This window comes from Tenacibaculum sp. Ill (assembly GCF_051938915.1).
Classification (GTDB): Bacteria; Bacteroidota; Bacteroidia; order Flavobacteriales; family Flavobacteriaceae; genus Polaribacter; species Polaribacter larymnensis.
In genome coordinates this window covers 1745229-1762930 of sequence record NZ_JBPSCW010000002.1, presented here as the reverse complement: position 1 = coordinate 1762930, position 17702 = coordinate 1745229, and the positions used below count along the sequence as shown (strand labels likewise).

Below are 17702 nucleotides of genomic sequence, written 5' to 3'. Positions count from 1 at the left end.
AAAACAAACACACAACCATTTAATTATCAATAAAATACAATAAATAAAAGATTGAATTATGAAAAATATTTATTTTTATTGATGTAAACTGTCACAATTTAAAAGTTAAATTGTCTCTAGTATAGAATGATTTCATTGGAGTCGCAACAAACACATATCAACCAACTAATCGAACGCTGTAAAAAGAACGATAACTCTGCTCAAATGCAGGTTTATCAGGGCTATTACAAAGCTATGTATAACACATCGTATCGTATATTAAAAGACGAGTTCGAAGCAGAAGATTTAATTCAAGAAGCATTTTTAACTGCTTTTACGAAATTAGATACTTTTAAAGGTGAAGTTACTTTTGGTGCATGGTTAAAAAGAATTGTAATTAATAAAAGTTTAACCCAGTTAAAAAAAGTTACTCGATATGATGAAGTAAGGATGGATGTGATTCCTAGCTATGAAGTTGAAGATATTGAAATAGATTATAGCTCACTAGAAGTTAAAAGAGTTATAAACTGTTTACAAAGCTTAAAGGATAATTACAGAATTGTATTGACTTTAAACCTAATTGAAGGCTATGATTATGAAGAAATCGCTCAAATACTAAATTATACTAATGAAAATGTACGTACAACGGTATCTAGAGCAAAAAAGAAGTTAAAACAGGTATTAGCAAGTAATACTAATAAAACAGAAGTATATGGAGGATAAACTGCATCAATTTTTTAAAGAAAATGACTTTGATGTTTTTGAGCCTCATCAAGGGCATTTAAATCGCTTTCAACGAAAACTAGAAACACCGAAAAGAGCTAAAAGACCGTCTTACTTTTGGATGAGTATTGCAGCATCTGTGGTATTAGTTTTAGGTTTTTATCTAGGTAGTTATCAGCAAAAGAACACTTACGATTTAGCTGATATTTCACCTAAAATGGCTGAAGCTCAAAACTTTTTTGTAACAACTATAAATCAAGAGTTAAAAGAGGTTGAACAATATAGAAATTTAGAAACTGAAACGGTTATTGAAGATTCTTTAAACGAAATTGAAGAACTAGAAGACCAATATAAAACCCTTGTAAAAGAATTATCTAAAAGAGAAAACAAGCATCAAATTATCAGAGAAATGATACAAAATTATCAACAAAGATTAGATGTGTTAGAAAAACTTCTTTTACGATTAGAATTACAACAAAATCCCGCTAAAATAGAAATATTAGAAGATGAAATTATATAAATTATTTTTCCTACTACTATTCATTCCTACTCTTTTAGTAGCGAATGATAAAAAACACGAAAAAAGCAAAAACATACGTAAAACTTTTGCTGTTAACAAAAACGCTACCTTATATATTAACAATAAATATGGTAATGTAAACGTGACTACTTGGAACGAAAACAGGATAGAGATTAATGTAAAAATAACTGTAAAAGGTAATGATTTGTCTAACGTTGAACGTAAATTAAAAGCGATTGATGTTCGATTTGAGTCTACTCCCAGTTTAGTAGAAGCTAGAACTATTATTGAAAAAACAAAATCTAGCTGGTCTTGGTGGGGCAGTAATAACACAAACTACAAGATTAATTACTTTGTTAAAATGCCTGTTACCAATAATGCCGATTTAAACAATAAGTACGGAAATATTGAATTAGATAAACTAGAAGGTAAATCCAATATTAACTGTGATTATGGTAAAATACAAATTGACCAATTACTAAATGAAACTAATAACATTAACTTAGATTATTGTGGTACTTCTGAAATTAATTTTATGAAATCAGGAAACCTAAGTGTTGATTACTCTAAGTTAGCTATTATAAAGTCAGAAAACTTAAAAGTAAATGCCGACTATTCAACTATGAAAATTGGTACAGCAAACAATGTTGACTTTAATAGTGACTACGGAAGTATTTCGGTGGATGACGCCTCAAATATTACTGGTAATTCTGATTATGCTAGTATAAAAATAGGAACTCTTAGAAAAAACTTAAAAATTGATACCGACTATGGTGGTGTAAGAGTTAGAAATATTAAAAAAGGATTTGAAAGTATTGTTATAGATGGTAGTTATGCAGGTATTAAACTTGGTACTAGTAGTAATAACAACTTTAATTTTACTATTGATCTAGGTTATGCCGGGTTTGGATATCCTGATAACCATGTAAAAATGTTTAAAAGCATTAGTAAATCTTCTAAAAAATATTACGAAGGAACTTTTGGTAAAGACAACTCTAACTCTACTATTACTATAAAGTCTAGATACGGAGGCGTTTCTTTAAAATTAAATGATTAATTCCTCTTTTTTTCTCGATCATAGAAATACAAATTAAGTAACGAGCAATATAATATACTATAGTGTACGTTATAACATAGTAAAGCTTATAATCTATATATTTATTATACGCTATTAAAAAATCAGCTGTAATAATTAGAAAGATTCCTAAGAAGAAAAACAAATTTTCTTTACTCATTTTATTTAAAAAATTAAAAAAGGTTATTCCAACTATAGTAGCATTTAAAAAGCAAATTATAAAAATTGAATACGAGAGTTCTTTTAAATAAGGTCTTAATAAAACCGAAATAATTAAAAAAAGTATTAACCCTGGTACAAGGTAGGTAAGCAACGTTTTAAGTTTTGTTTTATACATAGCTTTTCTGGCTATTATTAAATATAAAACTCTATTTAGTAACAATAAAAAAACTCCTCCTTTTAAAAAATCATCCTCAAAAATTAAAAGAGCATCTGATACAACAGAACTCATTAATATAAGTAAGTACCAATAATTTATTTTTTGAGAAGAACTTAAGTACAAAAAAGATAAAAACTGTAAAGAAAATATTTTTAGAATTAGCTCTGTAATAGGTTTATCAACATCAATAAAAAATAATGATAAAACACTTACTACAATATAAGCAACACTAAAAATTTTAAAACTAAATGACATCATACTAACGCTAAATATAACTAAAAATGAAAAAACAATTTATTACTACCGTTTTAATTCTCTTATCATTCACCGTTAACTCTCAAAGCTGGTGGGGTTCTAAAAAAGTTAAAGGTAATGGAAAAGTTATCACAGAAACTAGAAAGATTAGTTCTTTTGACAAAGTGAATGTTGGAGGTTCCTTTGATGTTTATTTAATTGACGGAACTGAAGGTAAAATAACCTTAGAAGGTGAAGAAAACATTTTAAAATATATAGAAACTGAGGTAAAAAAAGGGAAGTTAAATATTAACTTTAAAGAAAACACCAATATTAAAACCACTAAAAAATTAATAGTTACTGTTCCTTTTGAAAATATTAAATCGGTTGCTTTAGGAGGGTCAGGAAATGTAATTGCCAAAAAACGCATAAAAGCTGATGAGGCTTCTTTTGCTTTAGGTGGTTCAGGAAATATCGTTGCTAGTGTTGACGCTAATACTGTTAAAGCATCTATAGGTGGTTCTGGAAATATTAAGCTTAAAGGAAAAACTGATAACTTAAAATGTGCTATTGGTGGCTCTGGAAATGTAAAAGGTTACGATTTAAAAACCAATTCTTTAAAAGCTAGCATTGCTGGTTCTGGCGATGTGTTAGCTACTGTTAGTAATAAAATAAAAGCTACAGTAGTGGGTTCTGGAAGTGTATATTACAAAGGAAAACCTTCACAAATAGATAGTAACTCTTTAGGTTCTGGAGATGTTATTGACAGAAATTAAAATTAAATAACCGCAATAAAAAAATCCGCTGTAAGTTTACAGCGGATTTTTTATTTATCTAGATTTACTTTCATTATTGCAACGAAGCTAAACTAGCTTTAATCGTTTCAATTTTTGCTAATGTATCTGATTCTTTTTTACGTTCTAAAGTAATTACTTTTTCTGGTGCATTACTTACAAAACGCTCGTTAGATAACTTCTTTTGGATTCCTGTTAAGAAACCTTCCGCTCTTTTTAACTCCGCATTTAGTTTAGTTATTTCTGCTTCTACATCAATGGTATCTAATGAAATTGGAACAAAATATTCATTCGATTTTACACGGAAAGATGCTGCTCCATCAACTTTATCAGAAACATAATTAATTTCTGAAGCATTCGTTAACTTTTGAATTACTACATCAAACTCTTTAGTAAAGTTTTCGTTATTCACTACTGATAACTCCACCGCATCTTTAAACGAAATATTTTTGTTTTTTCTAATAGTTCTAATTCCTGAAACGACTCCGGTAGCAAACTCAAAATTCGTAATCAACTCTTCGTTTGTTTCTCCTACAGTCGGATATTTAGCTATAATTAATGCATCTTCTGGGGTTCTTTCAGTAATGTGTTGCCATATCTCTTCTGTTAAGAAAGGCATAAATGGATGCAATACTTTTAAGTTATTCTCTAATACTTCTATTACAGCCTTGTAGGTTTTTGCATCAATTGGCTGTTGGTATCCTGGCTTTACAATTTCTAATAACCACGATGAAAAATCATCTGTAATTAATTTATAAATTGCCATTAACGCATCTGATAAACGGTACTTACTAAAGTGATCTTCTATTTCTAACAACACTTTATTGAACTTAGCCTCATACCAAGCTAACCCTATTTTAGCCGTTTCTGGTTGTACCAAACTTTCATCAACCTCCCAACCTTTAATTAAACGGAAGGTATTCCAAATTTTATTTGCAAATCCTTTTCCTTGTTGGCATAAATCTTCATCAAACAATAAATCGTTTCCTGCCGCTGCACTTAATAATAATCCTACACGAACTCCATCTGCCCCAAAATCTTCAATTAACTTTAAAGCATCTGGTGAATTCCCTAAGGATTTACTCATTTTTCTACGTTGCTTATCACGTACTAACCCTGTTAAGTATACATTTTCAAAAGGACGTTCATCTTTATACTCATATCCAGCAATAATCATACGTGCTACCCAGAAGAATAAAATATCTGGTCCGGTAACTAAATCGTTTGTTGGATAATAATATTTGATTTCTTCATTCTCAGGATTTCGGATTCCGTCAAAAACACTCATTGGCCATAACCAAGAAGAAAACCATGTATCTAATGCATCTGGATCTTGTTTTAAGTCAGAAGTAGTTAATGATGCATTTCCTGTTTTTTCTTGAGCTAGTTTTACAGCATCTTCCATATTTTCAGCTACTACAAAGTCTTCTTTTCCGTCTCCAAAATAGAAAGCAGGGATTTGTTGTCCCCACCATAACTGACGAGAAATATTCCAATCACGAATATTTTCCATCCAATGACGATACGTATTTTCAAACTTTTTTGGGAATAACTTCACCTCTCTATTTTCACCTAAAACAGCTTCAATAGCTGGCTTAACTAGCTCTTCCATTTTTAAGAACCATTGATCTGATAATCTTGGTTCAATTACTGCTTTAGTTCTTTCAGATGTACCAACTTTGTTAGTATGAACTTCAGTTTTTACTAAAAATCCTTTTTCTTCTAATTCTTTGGTAATTTCTTTACGAACCACAAAACGATCTTTTCCTTCATAATGTAAACCAAAAGAATTTAAACTAGCATCTTCATTAAAGATATCTATTACCTCTAAGTTGTGCTTATCTCCTAAAGCTTTATCATTTTCATCGTGTGCAGGAGTTACTTTTAAACACCCTGTACCAAATTCAACATCTACATATTCATCTTCAATAATTGGGATTTCCCTATTACATAGAGGAACAATAGCTTTCTTACCTTTTAAATGTGTAAAACGTTCATCATTTGGGTTGATACAGATAGCAGTATCTCCTAAAATAGTTTCAGGGCGTGTTGTTGCTATAATTACTTTTTCATCAGAGTCAACAATATCATATTGTAAGTAATATAAGTTCCCTTGACGCTCTTCATAAATAACCTCTTCATCAGAAAGTGTAGTTTTAGCCTCAGGATCCCAGTTTACCATACGATATCCACGATAAATGTAACCTTTGTTATACAGGTCAACAAATACTTTTATTACTGATTCTGACAAGGCAGGATCCATAGTAAAAGCTGTACGTTCCCAATCACAAGAGGCTCCTAACTTTTTTAATTGATCTAAAATAATACCACCGTATTCATTTTTCCATTCCCAAGCATGTGCCAAGAATTCTTCACGTGTTAAATCATTTTTATCAATACCTTGTTCTTTTAACTTCGCTACTACTTTCGCTTCTGTAGCAATTGAAGCATGATCGGTACCTGGAACCCAACATGCATTTTTTCCTTGCAAACGGGCACGACGAATTAACACATCTTGAATAGTATTATTTAACATATGTCCCATATGCAATACTCCTGTAACGTTTGGCGGCGGTATAACAATTGTATAGGGTTCGCGTTCATCTACTTCTGAATGAAAGTAATTGTGCTTCATCCAGTAATCGTACCATTTTCCTTCTACTTCTTTAGAATTATATTTTGATGGAATATTCATATGTTATGTGTATCTTTATGGTTAATAATTTAACATTTTTTAACCTTTGGCATTGTTTTTGAAATTCGATTAGCAAAAATACAACTATCTATGAGGTACAGAAAATTAGAGGTTGTTTTTTTAGAACTTAAAGAAATAATACTAAATTTGTAGCGGTTAATACCCTAAAAAATTAATTTTTAACATTATGAGAACAATTTTATCATTTATCGCTGTTTGCTTTATCACCTTAACAGTAAGCGCTCAAGAATTTAAATTTGAAACTGAAACTATTGACTATGGAAAGATAGCTTATGGGTCTGAAGGAAAACGCGTATTTGAATTTACAAACGTAGGTGAAGCTCCTATTATAATTAAGGATATCGTATCTCCTTGTGGATGTACAGTACCTACTAAACCTGAAGAACCAATTATGCCAGGTAAAAAAGGACAAATTGAAGTTTCTTATGACACTAAAAGATTAGGTGGTTTCTCTAAAACTTTAACTGTTATTTCAAATGCTAAAAACAAAAGAAAAAGAGTTAAAATTAAAGGATTCATTGTTAAGGATGCTACTCCTGCTAAAGAGAAAAGTACAGTAAGCGATAGCTAAAAACTTACTTTATATATATAAAAAAAGCTCAACTTAAGTTGAGCTTTTTTTTATATCCTTTGTTCAAGTTTAAACATAAATTTAAGCCTAACTCCTACCCTCTCAACTTCTATTCTTATTTTTTTTCCTGGTTTTGTATGAAACATGTCTATAATTTCATTTAAATGATATTCATGTGCCGCCTTTCCATTAATTCTCTTTATTACATCTCCAACTTGAAGACCAGCTTTAAAAGCAGGTGATTTTTCTACTACTTTATCTATTTTGTACTTAGGTTTAAAACGATAAAAGAAAGTACTAACTAAAGAAATTACATTGTTTTTAGGAGTTTGATTATTCACGTTATAACTGTCTTCAAACTTAGTCGCTCCTTTTTCTTTTATTAACTCTTGTCCGTCGTACACTATATGTAAGCCACTCATATTGTAATAAAATCCTTTATTTAATGAAGCGTTCTTTTTTAGCACGACTCTTTTATTAGGATAATCAAGCCATACCTTAAAACGTTTTAAAATTCCTCCTCCAATACTACCATTTCTTTCTTTAAATTGTCTAGCATTAAAAGTTGATGAAGAATCTAAAAAAGATACTGTTGGCTCCCCTATTTTAAACTTCCCTATAGAAACTTTAGGAACTCTACTCCTGTTCCCATAAATAGTACCACTGAAACCTTCTCCAATTATATCTTTAAAAAATTTTTTAGGCGTTTTTAATTCTTCTTTTGTTCCTTCAAACAGCCAAACTGCATCACTACCACCAGTATCAATCAATAATTTTACTGGTAACATTGTATTAGCTACTGTATCAACTTGTACCTTAACATCTATATAAGGTTTATTTCTGTAAAACTGCAAAGGAAAACTTTCACATTTATTACATACATTCAAGTTATATGTTTTAGGATTATAAAAATCTATTCGTTTATTTACATAATTAATTTTAACTATTACGTCTTTCAATAAATCATACCCTATAATTCCATGAATGGTTGTACCCATTTTAGCAGAAATATCAAAAGCATCTTTTAAAACGACATATAATCCTTGATTAGAGCTAGCAATGTTTTTAATTCTAAAATTATTACCTCTAGAAAACAAGGCTTCTACTGGTTCTCCACTACCCAAACCTCTTATGAACACCTTTTTTACATTATTTAAACCTACACTATCTTTAGATGTTAAATTGAATAAGATTGTTTTATTTACACCGGTATCTAAAATAAATGATAACTGATGTCCATTAATTTCTAAGGGAATGACTACTAAATTATTAATTAATTGAAATCTTAAAGACTGTTTATCAGTTTCCTTGCCTAAAAACTGAAAATTTTGTTGAGTAAAGGCAGACACGCTAAAAAAAAGCGCAAAAAAGTATAGTAATAATCTATTCAAAAGAACTTATTTTATGGTTATATACTTAAAGATACAATCTTCATTTTAGATTTTCTGGTTTTTATGATTTTTTTAACCGTTTTTTTTCCAATAAACATTCTGATACTCTCAAATATATTTCGCAATTTTGCTTTTCAAACAACTAATTTATTTTAAAAATGCCATCAATTTCTAGTAAAGGAAATGCTATGCCTCAATCACCAATTCGTAAATTGGTTCCTTTTGCTGAGGCTGCTAAAAAAAATGGAACAAAAGTTTATCATTTAAACATTGGTCAACCTGATATTAAAACACCACAAGTTGCTTTAGATGCTGTAAAAAACAATACTATTGAAGTATTATCATACGCTAGATCTGAAGGTTCAGAAGAGTACAGAACTAAACTTGCTAATTACTATGCTAAAAATGATATTCATGTAACTGCAAATAATATTATTGCTACTACTGGGGGATCTGAAGCTTTGCTATTTAGTATTGGTAGTATTACTGATCCAGGAGATGAAATAATTATACCTGAGCCTTTTTATGCTAACTATAATGGTTTTTCTACTGCTTCGGGTGTGAAAGTAGTTCCTGTTATTTCTAAAATTGAAAATAATTTTGCCTTACCTGCAATTGAAGATTTTGAGAAGTTAATTACTCCTAAAACTAAGGCTATCTTAATTTGTAACCCTGGAAATCCAACTGGATACTTATACAGTAAAGAGGAAATTGAAAAGCTAAAACAAATTGTGTTAAAACACGATTTATTTTTAATTGCTGATGAAGTATACCGTGAGTTTACGTACGATGGTGAAAAACATAACTCAGTTATGGCTTTTGAAGGATTAGAACAAAATGCTATTATGATTGATTCTGTATCGAAACGTTATAGTATGTGTGGTGCAAGAATTGGTTGTATAGTTTCTAAAAACGAAGAGTTTATAAATACAGCTCTTAAGTTTGCACAAGCCCGTTTAAGCCCACCAACGTATGCTTTAATAGCCAGTGAAGCTGCTTTAGATACGCCTCAAAGTTATTTTGATGAAGTTATAGAGGAGTATGAAGATCGTAGAAATACGTTAATCACTGAATTACAAAAAATAGACGGTGTAAAAGTTGCTAATCCTAAAGGTGCTTTTTACTGTGTTGTTGAATTTCCAGTTAAAGATACTGATGATTTTGCGCAATGGATTTTAGAGAAATTCAATGATAATAACGAAACAGTAATGGTAGCTCCTGCAAGTGGATTCTACTCTACCGAAGGGGAAGGAAAAAACCAAGTGCGTATAGCCTATGTTTTAAACAAAGCGGACTTAAAACGTTCAGTTGAGATATTAAAAATCGCTTTAGAAAAATACAATAGTTAATTGAATATTCAAGAAAACATATCTTTAAAAGAATACAACACGTTTGGTATTGATGTAAATGCCAAACGTTTTGTTTCTATTACTTCAGTATACCAATTACAACAACTTTTAAAAGAGGAAAAAGACATTTTTTTAATTTCTGGCGGTAGTAACATGTTACTTACCAAAGATATTGAAACCTTAGTTGTACATATTAATTTTAAAGGAATTTCAATAGATCAACAAAACCATAACGATGTCTACATAACTGTAAATGCTGGCGAGAATTGGCACGAGTTCGTATTATGGTGTGTTTCTCTAAATTATGGCGGTTTAGAAAACTTATCGCTTATTCCTGGAAATGTAGGTACTTGCCCTATTCAAAATATTGGAGCTTACGGAGTTGAAGTAAAGGATACTATAACTAAAGTAGAAGCTATTGAAATAAAAACAGGAAAACTCGTTTCTTTTTCTGCTGAAGAATGCCAATTTGGATATCGAAATTCCATTTTTAAAAATAAAGCTAAGGGAAAGTATATATTAACTTCTGTTAGTTTTAAATTAACTAAAAACAATCATAAGCTTAATACTTCTTACGGAGCAATAGAATCTGAATTATCTTCAAAAAGAATAACAAATCCAACCATTAAAGATATTTCTGATGCTGTTATTGCTATTCGTCAATCTAAATTACCCGACCCAAAAGAGATTGGTAATAGCGGAAGTTTCTTTAAAAACCCAGTAATTTCTAAAGAACATTTTGAAAAACTTCAAAAAAAATATCCAAACATTCCTAGTTATGTGATTTCAGATACCGAAATTAAAGTCCCTGCTGGTTGGCTAATTGAACAAAGTGGCTTTAAAGGAAAGAGTTTCGGTAACTTCGGTGTTCATGAAAAACAAGCCCTAGTTTTAGTAAATTATGGAGATGCCTCAGGAAAAGAAATTTATGAATTAGCGCAAAAAATTCAACATACTATTAAAGATACATTTGATATTAATCTTGAAATAGAAGTTAATATTATTCAATAAAAAAAGGAGCGCAGTAGTTACGCTCCTTTATATTTCTACACCTATTTTTTCTATTCTTTTTCAAACAAAGCTTTATAAATTAAACCTCCTACAATTGCTCCTGCAATAGGCGCTACCCAAAACAACCATACCTGCGACAAATAACCTCCGCCAGCAAATAATGCTTGACTCATAGAACGTGCTGGATTAACAGATGTATTGGTTATAGGAATGCTAATTAAATGAATTAAAGTTAGCCCTAAACCAATTGCAATTGGTGCAAAACCTTTCGGAGCATTTTTATGAATACTTCCTAAAATAATTAGTAAAAAAAACATAGTTAACAAAAACTCAGCTATAAAAGCGGCTGTTAAATTATAACCACCAGGAGATAACTCTCCATAACCATTAGCTGCAAAGCTCCCAAGTGTTTCAAATCCGTCGTTATCTGTTACTATTAAATATAAAAAAATAGCTGCTAATACAGCACCTACTAATTGTGACACAATATATGGTACTACTTCTTTAGCAGTATGATTTCCACCAACCCAAAGCCCAATAGTAACTGCGGGGTTAAAGTGACCTCCTGAAATATGCCCTACAGCATACGCCATTGTTAATACTGTTAAGCCAAATGCTAAGGCGACTCCCGCAAAACCTATTCCTAGCTCAGGGAAACCAGCTGCAAAAATTGCACTACCACAACCTCCAAAAACTAACCAAAATGTTCCGAAGAATTCAGCAAAATATTTTTTCATATCCATATTTTTAAATTAATTGATTATATAACATAAGACACTCTAACAGATAAAAGTCACAACTTTATAAATCTCTCTTTATTCTATATAGAAAAACTGGAAGTTTGTATCTTTGCAGTACAAAACAATACATCATGAAATTAATTTTTGTTACCATAGGATTATTAGCTTTAGCATTTGCTGGAATTGCCATTAAAATTTGGGCAAAAAAAGACGGAGAGTTTGCTGGTACTTGTGCTAGTCAAAACCCAATGTTAAACGAAAGCGGTGAAGCTTGCGGATTTTGTGGTAAAACCCCAGACCAGTTTGATACTTGTAATGAGCCTCAACATAACTAAGTAAACATCACTCAACCAACCCCTTTACTTTCTTTACAACACATACTCCTACTCTACGCTACTTATGTAGCTATGGCTATGCAGATAGTGTATTAACTTATCTCTCTTGGAAAATCAACATAAGAAAGTTTTGTTTTCTTATTACCATTTCTTGATATTTGTTTAGTATTGCTGCAAATTAGTATCTTTATATCAAATCAAATTTCGAACCTAAGCATTGGAAATAAATCAAGAAAAAGTACTTCATCACATTCAACAAGCAAAAAAAGGAAATCAGATATCTTTTAATTATTTATTAGATACTTTTTGGGGAACTGTATACGCTTTTCAACTAAAAAAAACTAAGAATGATAACGATGCTGAAGATATTACCATTCAAACTTTTTCTAAAGCTTTTGATAGAATAGATACTTTTGATGAAAGTTACCAATTTAAAACTTGGTTGATTACAATTTCTAAAAATGTATATATTGACTCTCTTCGAAAGAAAAAGTCTAGTATATACACTCAAACAACAGAAGAACAAGAAAAAGAAGTTTATGCTGTTGTTGATGATGCCCCTTCTCCTGAAGACAAAATTATTACTGAACAAAATTTAGCAAAGCTTCTAAAAGACATTAAAAAGCTAAAACCAAAGTATCAAGAAGTTATTAATCTTCGATATTTTCAAGAGTTGAGTTATAAGGAAATTTCTGAGCAAATAGGAGAACCTATGAACAATGTTAAGGTAAAGTTATTACGTGCAAAAAAATTATTAGCTGAAATAATAAAGAAATCATAAATTGCAAAACCTTTAAAATTCAGGTTTTTATGATTTTTAAATTATTTACTAACAGCTTCGAAGAACCTAAGCAGGTTTTATAGCAAACTAAACTCCTATCCCCTCAATGAAAAAATCTCTTTTAAACTTATTGGGTCCTGGAATATTATTTGCTGGTGCTGCTATAGGTGTTTCTCATTTAGTACAATCTACCAGAGCTGGTGCCGATTTTGGTTTTGGTTTACTTTGGGCACTTCTTCTAGTACATATTATTAAGTATCCTTTTTTTCAATTTGGTCCTCGATATGCTACAGCAACCGGTGAAACACTGTTAGACGGCTATAAAAAACTAGGTAAAGGAGTCTTAGTAAGTTATTTTATCTTAAACCTTGCTACCATGTTTACCATTCAAGCAGCAGTTACCATTGTTACAGCTAGTTTAGCTTCTAACCTTTTTGGTATTTCTCTTGATTTAGTTACATGGTCAGTATTAATTATGCTCGTTAGCATTGTTTTTTTGGGTATTGGTAAGTACAAGTTTTTAGATAACTTAATGAAGTATATTATTGCTATTTTAACCATTAGCACCATAGTAGCTGTAAACATTGCTTTATTTAAAACTGATAAAGGTTTTAGTTTTCAACAAATAGTACCAAGCGGAACTGCCCAAGTTACTTTTTTAATTGCCTTTTTAGGATGGATGCCAGCTCCGTTAGATATTTCTATTTGGCACTCATTATGGTCGGTAGAAAAAGATAAAACTACTTTTGTAAAAATTAAACCCAAGCAAGCTATTTTTGATTTTAATATTGGATATATTGGAGCTTTATTTTTAGGGGTTTGTTTCGTTATGCTAGGAGCATTGGTAATGTATCAATCTGGGGAATCATTCTCTAGTAAAGGAACTGTTTTTGCTTCTCAATTAATTAATTTATACACTAAAAACTTAGGAGAGTTTTCTTCTGTGTTTATTGGAGTAGCAGCTTTTACTACTATGTTTAGCACTACCATTACAACGTTAGATGCTTCACCTAGAGCCATGGAAAAATCTTCTTTTTTACTTTTTTCAAAAAAAATAAAACTAGGGTATTGGTTTTGGTTGATATTGTTAACACTTGGAACTTCTGTTATTCTATATTACTTTTTAAGTGATATGGTTTTTCTTGTAAGAATAGCTACAGTTTTATCTTTTTTAACAGCTCCTTTTTATGCTATTCTCAACTATATATTAATTACTGGTAAACACACTCCTAAAAAATACAGACCAAGTATAGGGTTACGTATTTTGAGTCTTATAGGTATTGTTTTTTTGTTCGGATTTAGTATTTGGTTTTTACTTAGTTTATAAATCTTTTCTTCGTAAATTTGCCATTCAATTTTTATGGAATGGCAAACGAAACTTTAGCAACACCAGAAAGAACGAAAAAACCAAAATGGTTACGTGTAAAATTACCTGTAGGAAAAAAATACACGGAACTAAGAGGACTAGTTGATAAATATAAACTGAACACCATTTGTACTAGCGGAAGTTGTCCTAATATGGGAGAATGCTGGGGAGAAGGTACTGCTACCTTTATGATTTTAGGTAACACCTGTACACGCTCTTGTGGATTTTGTGGTGTTAAAACAGGACGTCCAGATACTGTTGAATGGGATGAACCTGAAAAAGTAGCTCGTTCTATTAAATTAATGAATATTAAGCATGCTGTAATCACTTCGGTTGACCGTGATGACTTGAAAGATGGAGGTTCTATTATTTGGTCTGAAACAGTACAAGCTATTCGTAGAGCAAATCCTAATACCACTTTAGAAACTCTAATCCCTGACTTTCAAGGAAACGAAAAATTAATAGATCGAATCATTGAAGTAGCACCTGAAGTAGTTTCTCATAATATGGAAACAGTACGCCGTTTAACTCGTGAAGTTCGTATTCAAGCAAAATATGATCGTAGTTTAGGTGTTTTAAAATACCTAAAAGAAAACGGAATGCGTACTAAATCTGGAATTATGCTTGGTTTAGGAGAAACAGAAGATGAAGTAATACAAACTATGAAAGATTTACGTGGTGTTGGATTAGATGTTATTACTATCGGACAATATTTACAACCTAGTAAAAAACACTTACCTGTTAAGGAATTCATAACTCCTGAACAGTTCAAAAAATACGAAACATTAGGATTAGAAATGGGCTTTATGTATGTAGAAAGCGGTGCTTTAGTACGTTCTTCATACAAAGCACATAAACACGCTAGCTAACCTTAAATTAAAATATCCTTAACTTTTTAACGGTTTAACGTTAAAAAAATGTCAAATAATTAAAAATTAAATAAAGTACGCCTTTTTATTTATAATTTTGGCACAGATATTGAAAACAACAATACCGTAAGCAAGTAACATTGTTTTCATTGTGTAAATTATTTGAATTAGTTGATTAACAAAGAAGCCCGCTCAATTGAGCGGGCTTCCTGTTTTTATATTTATAATAAAGCTACTTAAATAGCTCTAATAATATCATATTTAGTTATGATATGATGTTTACCGTTTTCTAAATCAACTAATACAGCTTGGTTCTCTTTATTAATTAACTTTGAAACCTCATCAATAGAAGCTGATTTTTTAACTGTAGGGTATGCTTTACCCATTACATCTTTAATAGGCTTTTCTGCTATGTTTTTATCTTCTAAATAACTATGTAATAATGCTGATTCATCTACAGAACCTACAAATCCATTTGCGTCTCTTACAGGAATTTGTGATATTTTAAATGCACGCATTCTTTCGATAGCATGAGACACTAATTCTTCTGTTTGAACAGTTACTAATGGTTTATCTATATGATCTTTAATTAAATCTTCCGCAGTAGTAATTTCTTCTTCTAAAAAGCCTCTATCACGCATCCAATCATCATTAAACATTTTTCCTACATAACGACTTCCATGATCGTGAAATAACACTACTACTACATCATCTGGTTTAAACTCATCTTTTAATTGTAACAATCCTTTAATTGCTGATCCAGCAGAATTACCTACAAAAATACCCTCTTCCTTAGCTATTCTACGGGTGTAAATAGCAGCATCTTTATCGGTTACCTTTGTAAATCCATCAATTAAAGAAAAATCAACATTCTTAGGTAAAATATCTTCACCAATACCTTCAGTAATATATGGGTAGATTTCATTCTCATCAAAAATACCTGTTTCGTGGTATTTTTTAAATACAGATCCGTACGTATCTACTCCCCAAATTTTAATATTCGGATTCTTTTCTTTTAAAAACTTAGCTGTACCTGAAACAGTCCCTCCTGTTCCTACTCCAACTACAAAATGTGTTATTTTACCATCTGTTTGTTCCCAAATTTCTGGTCCTGTTTGCTCGTAATGTGCTTGTGCATTTGACGGATTGTCATATTGATTTACATACCAAGAGTTTGGTGTTTCTTCACCTAAACGTTTAGAAACAGAATAATATGAACGAGGATCATCTGGTTCTACATTCGTAGGACAAACAACTACCTCTGCCCCTACTGCACGTAGAATATCCATTTTCTCTTTAGATTGCTTATCTGAGATTACAAAAATACATTTGTACCCTTTTACAATAGCTGCTAATGCTAATCCCATCCCTGTATTTCCTGAAGTACCTTCAATAATAGTACCTCCTGGTTTTAAACGACCATCTGCTTCGGCATCTTCAATCATTTTAAGTGCCATACGATCTTTTACAGAGTTTCCTGGATTAAACGTTTCTACCTTAGCTAATACTAAAGCATCTACTTCTTTTGTTACTGAGTTTAACTGAACTAAAGGTGTGTTACCAATAGTTTCTAATATATTTTTTGCGTACTTCATATCTAATTAATGTTATGCAAAACTAAGCAAATCGAATGGATTTTGAAGGGCGGATTTTTGTGATGATGTATGAAGGAACAATCAGCATTAAAAAACACAATGCTAACGTACCTATATTCAACAATAAAATAGCTAAGAAATTAATATCTACAGGCATTGTTGACACATAATAGGTTTCAGGATCTAGACTTATTAGCTTCGTATATTTCTGAATTAAAAGAATACTAAGCCCAATAAGGTTTCCCCAGAACAACCCTTTTAAAATTAAGTAAGAAGCATTGTATAAAAATATTTTTCGGATACTCCAATTTACACTTCCTAATGCTTTTAAAATACCGACCATTTGTACACGCTCTAAAATAAGCACTAACAATGCTGTTACCATATTTATTCCTGCAACTAATACCATGATCCCGATAATAAACCACACGTTATTATCTAGTAGCTTTAACCATTCAAAAATAGCAGGATAATTACTTACAATTGTAATACTATTTAGGGTTGCACCAATACTTGTATATACTTCATCTCCTTTTTCTTTAAGCTTATCATAATCATCAATCAATACTTCAAAACCTCCTATCTCATTATCTTTCCAACGATTAATTTTTTGAACTTCTCTTAAATCGCCCAGCAACATAATCTTATCAAACTGTTCAAAACCTGTATTGTATACTCCTACAATAACTGGCTTTCTAGACTTAAACTTCAAACTACTATTTTCTGCTCCAAACCAAGTTTGAATTGTATCGTTAACTTTAAAATGTAATCGGTTTGCTATGGATTCTGAAATTAGAATTTCTCTATTTCTATCTTGCGAAAAATCTGGTAAACGACCTTCTACTAAACATTCATTAAAAAAAGTAAAATCATAATCAGCAGTAACACCTTTAAAAATAATTCCTTCAAAATCAGTTGGGGTTCTTATAATTCCTCCTACATTGGCAAAAGGTTGCACTTTTTTTATTCCGTCAATATTTTTAAATTCTGGATAAAACTCTTGGTTAATATCAATAGGAACTGTGGAAACATCTGAATTATTATTATCATAATTTACAATTTGAATATGCCCTTTAAAACCTGTCATTTTATCGCGCACCTTATTCTGGAATCCTGAGGTAATTGACACTGCTATTAACATAATAGCTACACCAAGAGCAATGGCAATAGTGGCAATGGTAATAATTGGTGATGAAATACTGCTTTTATACTGTTTTCCAGCAATGATTCGTTTTGCTATGAATAGTTCGAAGTTCAAATGTTTTCTTTTTTAC

At 30.9% G+C, this 17702-nt stretch carries 17 protein-coding genes; 11 read left to right on the top strand and 6 right to left on the bottom strand.

The window, feature by feature from the left end; translation table 11 throughout:
• Positions 1-126: 126 nt before the first annotated feature.
• The 3 genes from ACTPNM_RS08345 to ACTPNM_RS08335 are packed head-to-tail and all read left to right on the top strand — an operon-like array spanning position 127 to position 2279.
• A complete protein-coding gene (locus tag ACTPNM_RS08345; protein WP_274641036.1) occupies positions 127-702 on the top strand; it encodes an RNA polymerase sigma factor in 576 nt (191 codons plus the stop codon).
• Positions 692-1222 (top strand): hypothetical protein, encoded by a 531-nt coding sequence (locus ACTPNM_RS08340; protein ID WP_274641037.1) that lies wholly within the window; start codon positions 692-694, stop codon positions 1220-1222. Before ACTPNM_RS08345 ends, ACTPNM_RS08340 begins: the two co-directional genes overlap by 11 nt.
• Positions 1209-2279 (top strand): hypothetical protein, encoded by a 1071-nt coding sequence (locus tag ACTPNM_RS08335; protein WP_440121329.1) that lies wholly within the window; start codon positions 1209-1211, stop codon positions 2277-2279. The genes ACTPNM_RS08340 and ACTPNM_RS08335 overlap by 14 nt, the downstream gene beginning before the upstream one ends.
• Here ACTPNM_RS08335 and ACTPNM_RS08330 read toward each other — a convergent pair.
• Positions 2242-2934 carry a lysoplasmalogenase family protein gene (locus tag ACTPNM_RS08330; protein WP_440121328.1) on the bottom strand — a complete coding sequence of 231 codons (693 nt, stop codon included), beginning with the start codon at positions 2932-2934 and terminating at the stop codon, positions 2242-2244. The two genes, ACTPNM_RS08335 and ACTPNM_RS08330, sit on opposite strands and share 38 nt — an antisense overlap.
• A 23-nt stretch (positions 2935-2957) precedes the next feature.
• On the opposite strand from ACTPNM_RS08330, the gene ACTPNM_RS08325 reads away from it, so the two are divergent.
• Entirely contained in the window at positions 2958-3686 is a 729-nt protein-coding gene (locus ACTPNM_RS08325; protein ID WP_440121327.1) for a head GIN domain-containing protein, read from the top strand.
• A gap of 73 nt (positions 3687-3759) precedes the next feature.
• Here the strand turns inward: ACTPNM_RS08325 and ACTPNM_RS08320 are convergent, their stop codons facing one another.
• On the bottom strand, positions 3760-6399 hold the full coding sequence (locus ACTPNM_RS08320) for a valine--tRNA ligase (protein ID WP_440121326.1): 2640 nt from the start codon (positions 6397-6399) through the stop codon (positions 3760-3762).
• Between the two features lie 187 nt (positions 6400-6586).
• On the opposite strand from ACTPNM_RS08320, the gene ACTPNM_RS08315 reads away from it, so the two are divergent.
• The gene (locus ACTPNM_RS08315; protein ID WP_047789497.1) at positions 6587-6991 is read left to right on the top strand and encodes a DUF1573 domain-containing protein; all 405 of its coding nucleotides are present in this window, start codon (positions 6587-6589) and stop codon (positions 6989-6991) included.
• Between the two features lie 50 nt (positions 6992-7041).
• Here the strand turns inward: ACTPNM_RS08315 and ACTPNM_RS08310 are convergent, their stop codons facing one another.
• Positions 7042-8382 carry an aspartyl protease family protein gene (locus tag ACTPNM_RS08310; protein WP_440121325.1) on the bottom strand — a complete coding sequence of 447 codons (1341 nt, stop codon included), beginning with the start codon at positions 8380-8382 and terminating at the stop codon, positions 7042-7044.
• A 158-nt stretch (positions 8383-8540) separates the two neighbouring features.
• On the opposite strand from ACTPNM_RS08310, the gene ACTPNM_RS08305 reads away from it, so the two are divergent.
• On the top strand, positions 8541-9731 hold the full coding sequence (locus ACTPNM_RS08305; RefSeq protein ID WP_440121324.1) for a pyridoxal phosphate-dependent aminotransferase: 1191 nt from the start codon (positions 8541-8543) through the stop codon (positions 9729-9731).
• Positions 9732-10742 (top strand): UDP-N-acetylmuramate dehydrogenase, encoded by a 1011-nt coding sequence (murB, locus tag ACTPNM_RS08300; protein WP_440121323.1) that lies wholly within the window; start codon positions 9732-9734, stop codon positions 10740-10742.
• Positions 10743-10792: 50 nt separating this feature from the next.
• Here murB and aqpZ read toward each other — a convergent pair whose 3' ends face one another.
• A complete protein-coding gene (aqpZ, locus tag ACTPNM_RS08295) occupies positions 10793-11479 on the bottom strand; it encodes an aquaporin Z (protein ID WP_440121322.1) in 687 nt (228 codons plus the stop codon).
• A gap of 134 nt (positions 11480-11613) precedes the next feature.
• On the opposite strand from aqpZ, the gene ACTPNM_RS08290 reads away from it, so the two are divergent.
• The 4 genes from ACTPNM_RS08290 (at position 11614) to lipA (ending at position 14833) form a co-directional block, all read left to right on the top strand.
• Positions 11614-11817 (top strand): membrane or secreted protein, encoded by a 204-nt coding sequence (locus tag ACTPNM_RS08290; RefSeq protein WP_099216576.1) that lies wholly within the window; start codon positions 11614-11616, stop codon positions 11815-11817.
• Between the two features lie 217 nt (positions 11818-12034).
• Complete coding sequence (locus ACTPNM_RS08285; protein WP_274641044.1) at positions 12035-12598, top strand: RNA polymerase sigma factor; 564 nt, start codon at positions 12035-12037, stop codon at positions 12596-12598.
• 106 nt (positions 12599-12704) lie between these two features.
• Positions 12705-13925 (top strand): Nramp family divalent metal transporter, encoded by a 1221-nt coding sequence (locus ACTPNM_RS08280; protein ID WP_274641045.1) that lies wholly within the window; start codon positions 12705-12707, stop codon positions 13923-13925.
• 38 nt (positions 13926-13963) lie between these two features.
• Positions 13964-14833, top strand: a complete 870-nt coding sequence (gene lipA, locus ACTPNM_RS08275) for a lipoyl synthase (protein ID WP_274641046.1) — start codon at positions 13964-13966, stop codon at positions 14831-14833.
• A gap of 236 nt (positions 14834-15069) precedes the next feature.
• Here the strand turns inward: lipA and ACTPNM_RS08270 are convergent, their stop codons facing one another.
• Together ACTPNM_RS08270 and ACTPNM_RS08265 are read right to left on the bottom strand one after the other, a co-directional pair.
• Positions 15070-16428, bottom strand: coding sequence for a pyridoxal-phosphate dependent enzyme (locus ACTPNM_RS08270; RefSeq protein ID WP_121147415.1), 1359 nt, complete (start codon positions 16426-16428; stop codon positions 15070-15072).
• A gap of 22 nt (positions 16429-16450) precedes the next feature.
• Positions 16451-17686 carry an ABC transporter permease gene (locus ACTPNM_RS08265; protein WP_440121321.1) on the bottom strand — a complete coding sequence of 412 codons (1236 nt, stop codon included), beginning with the start codon at positions 17684-17686 and terminating at the stop codon, positions 16451-16453.
• Between the last annotated feature and the right edge of the window lie 16 nt (positions 17687-17702).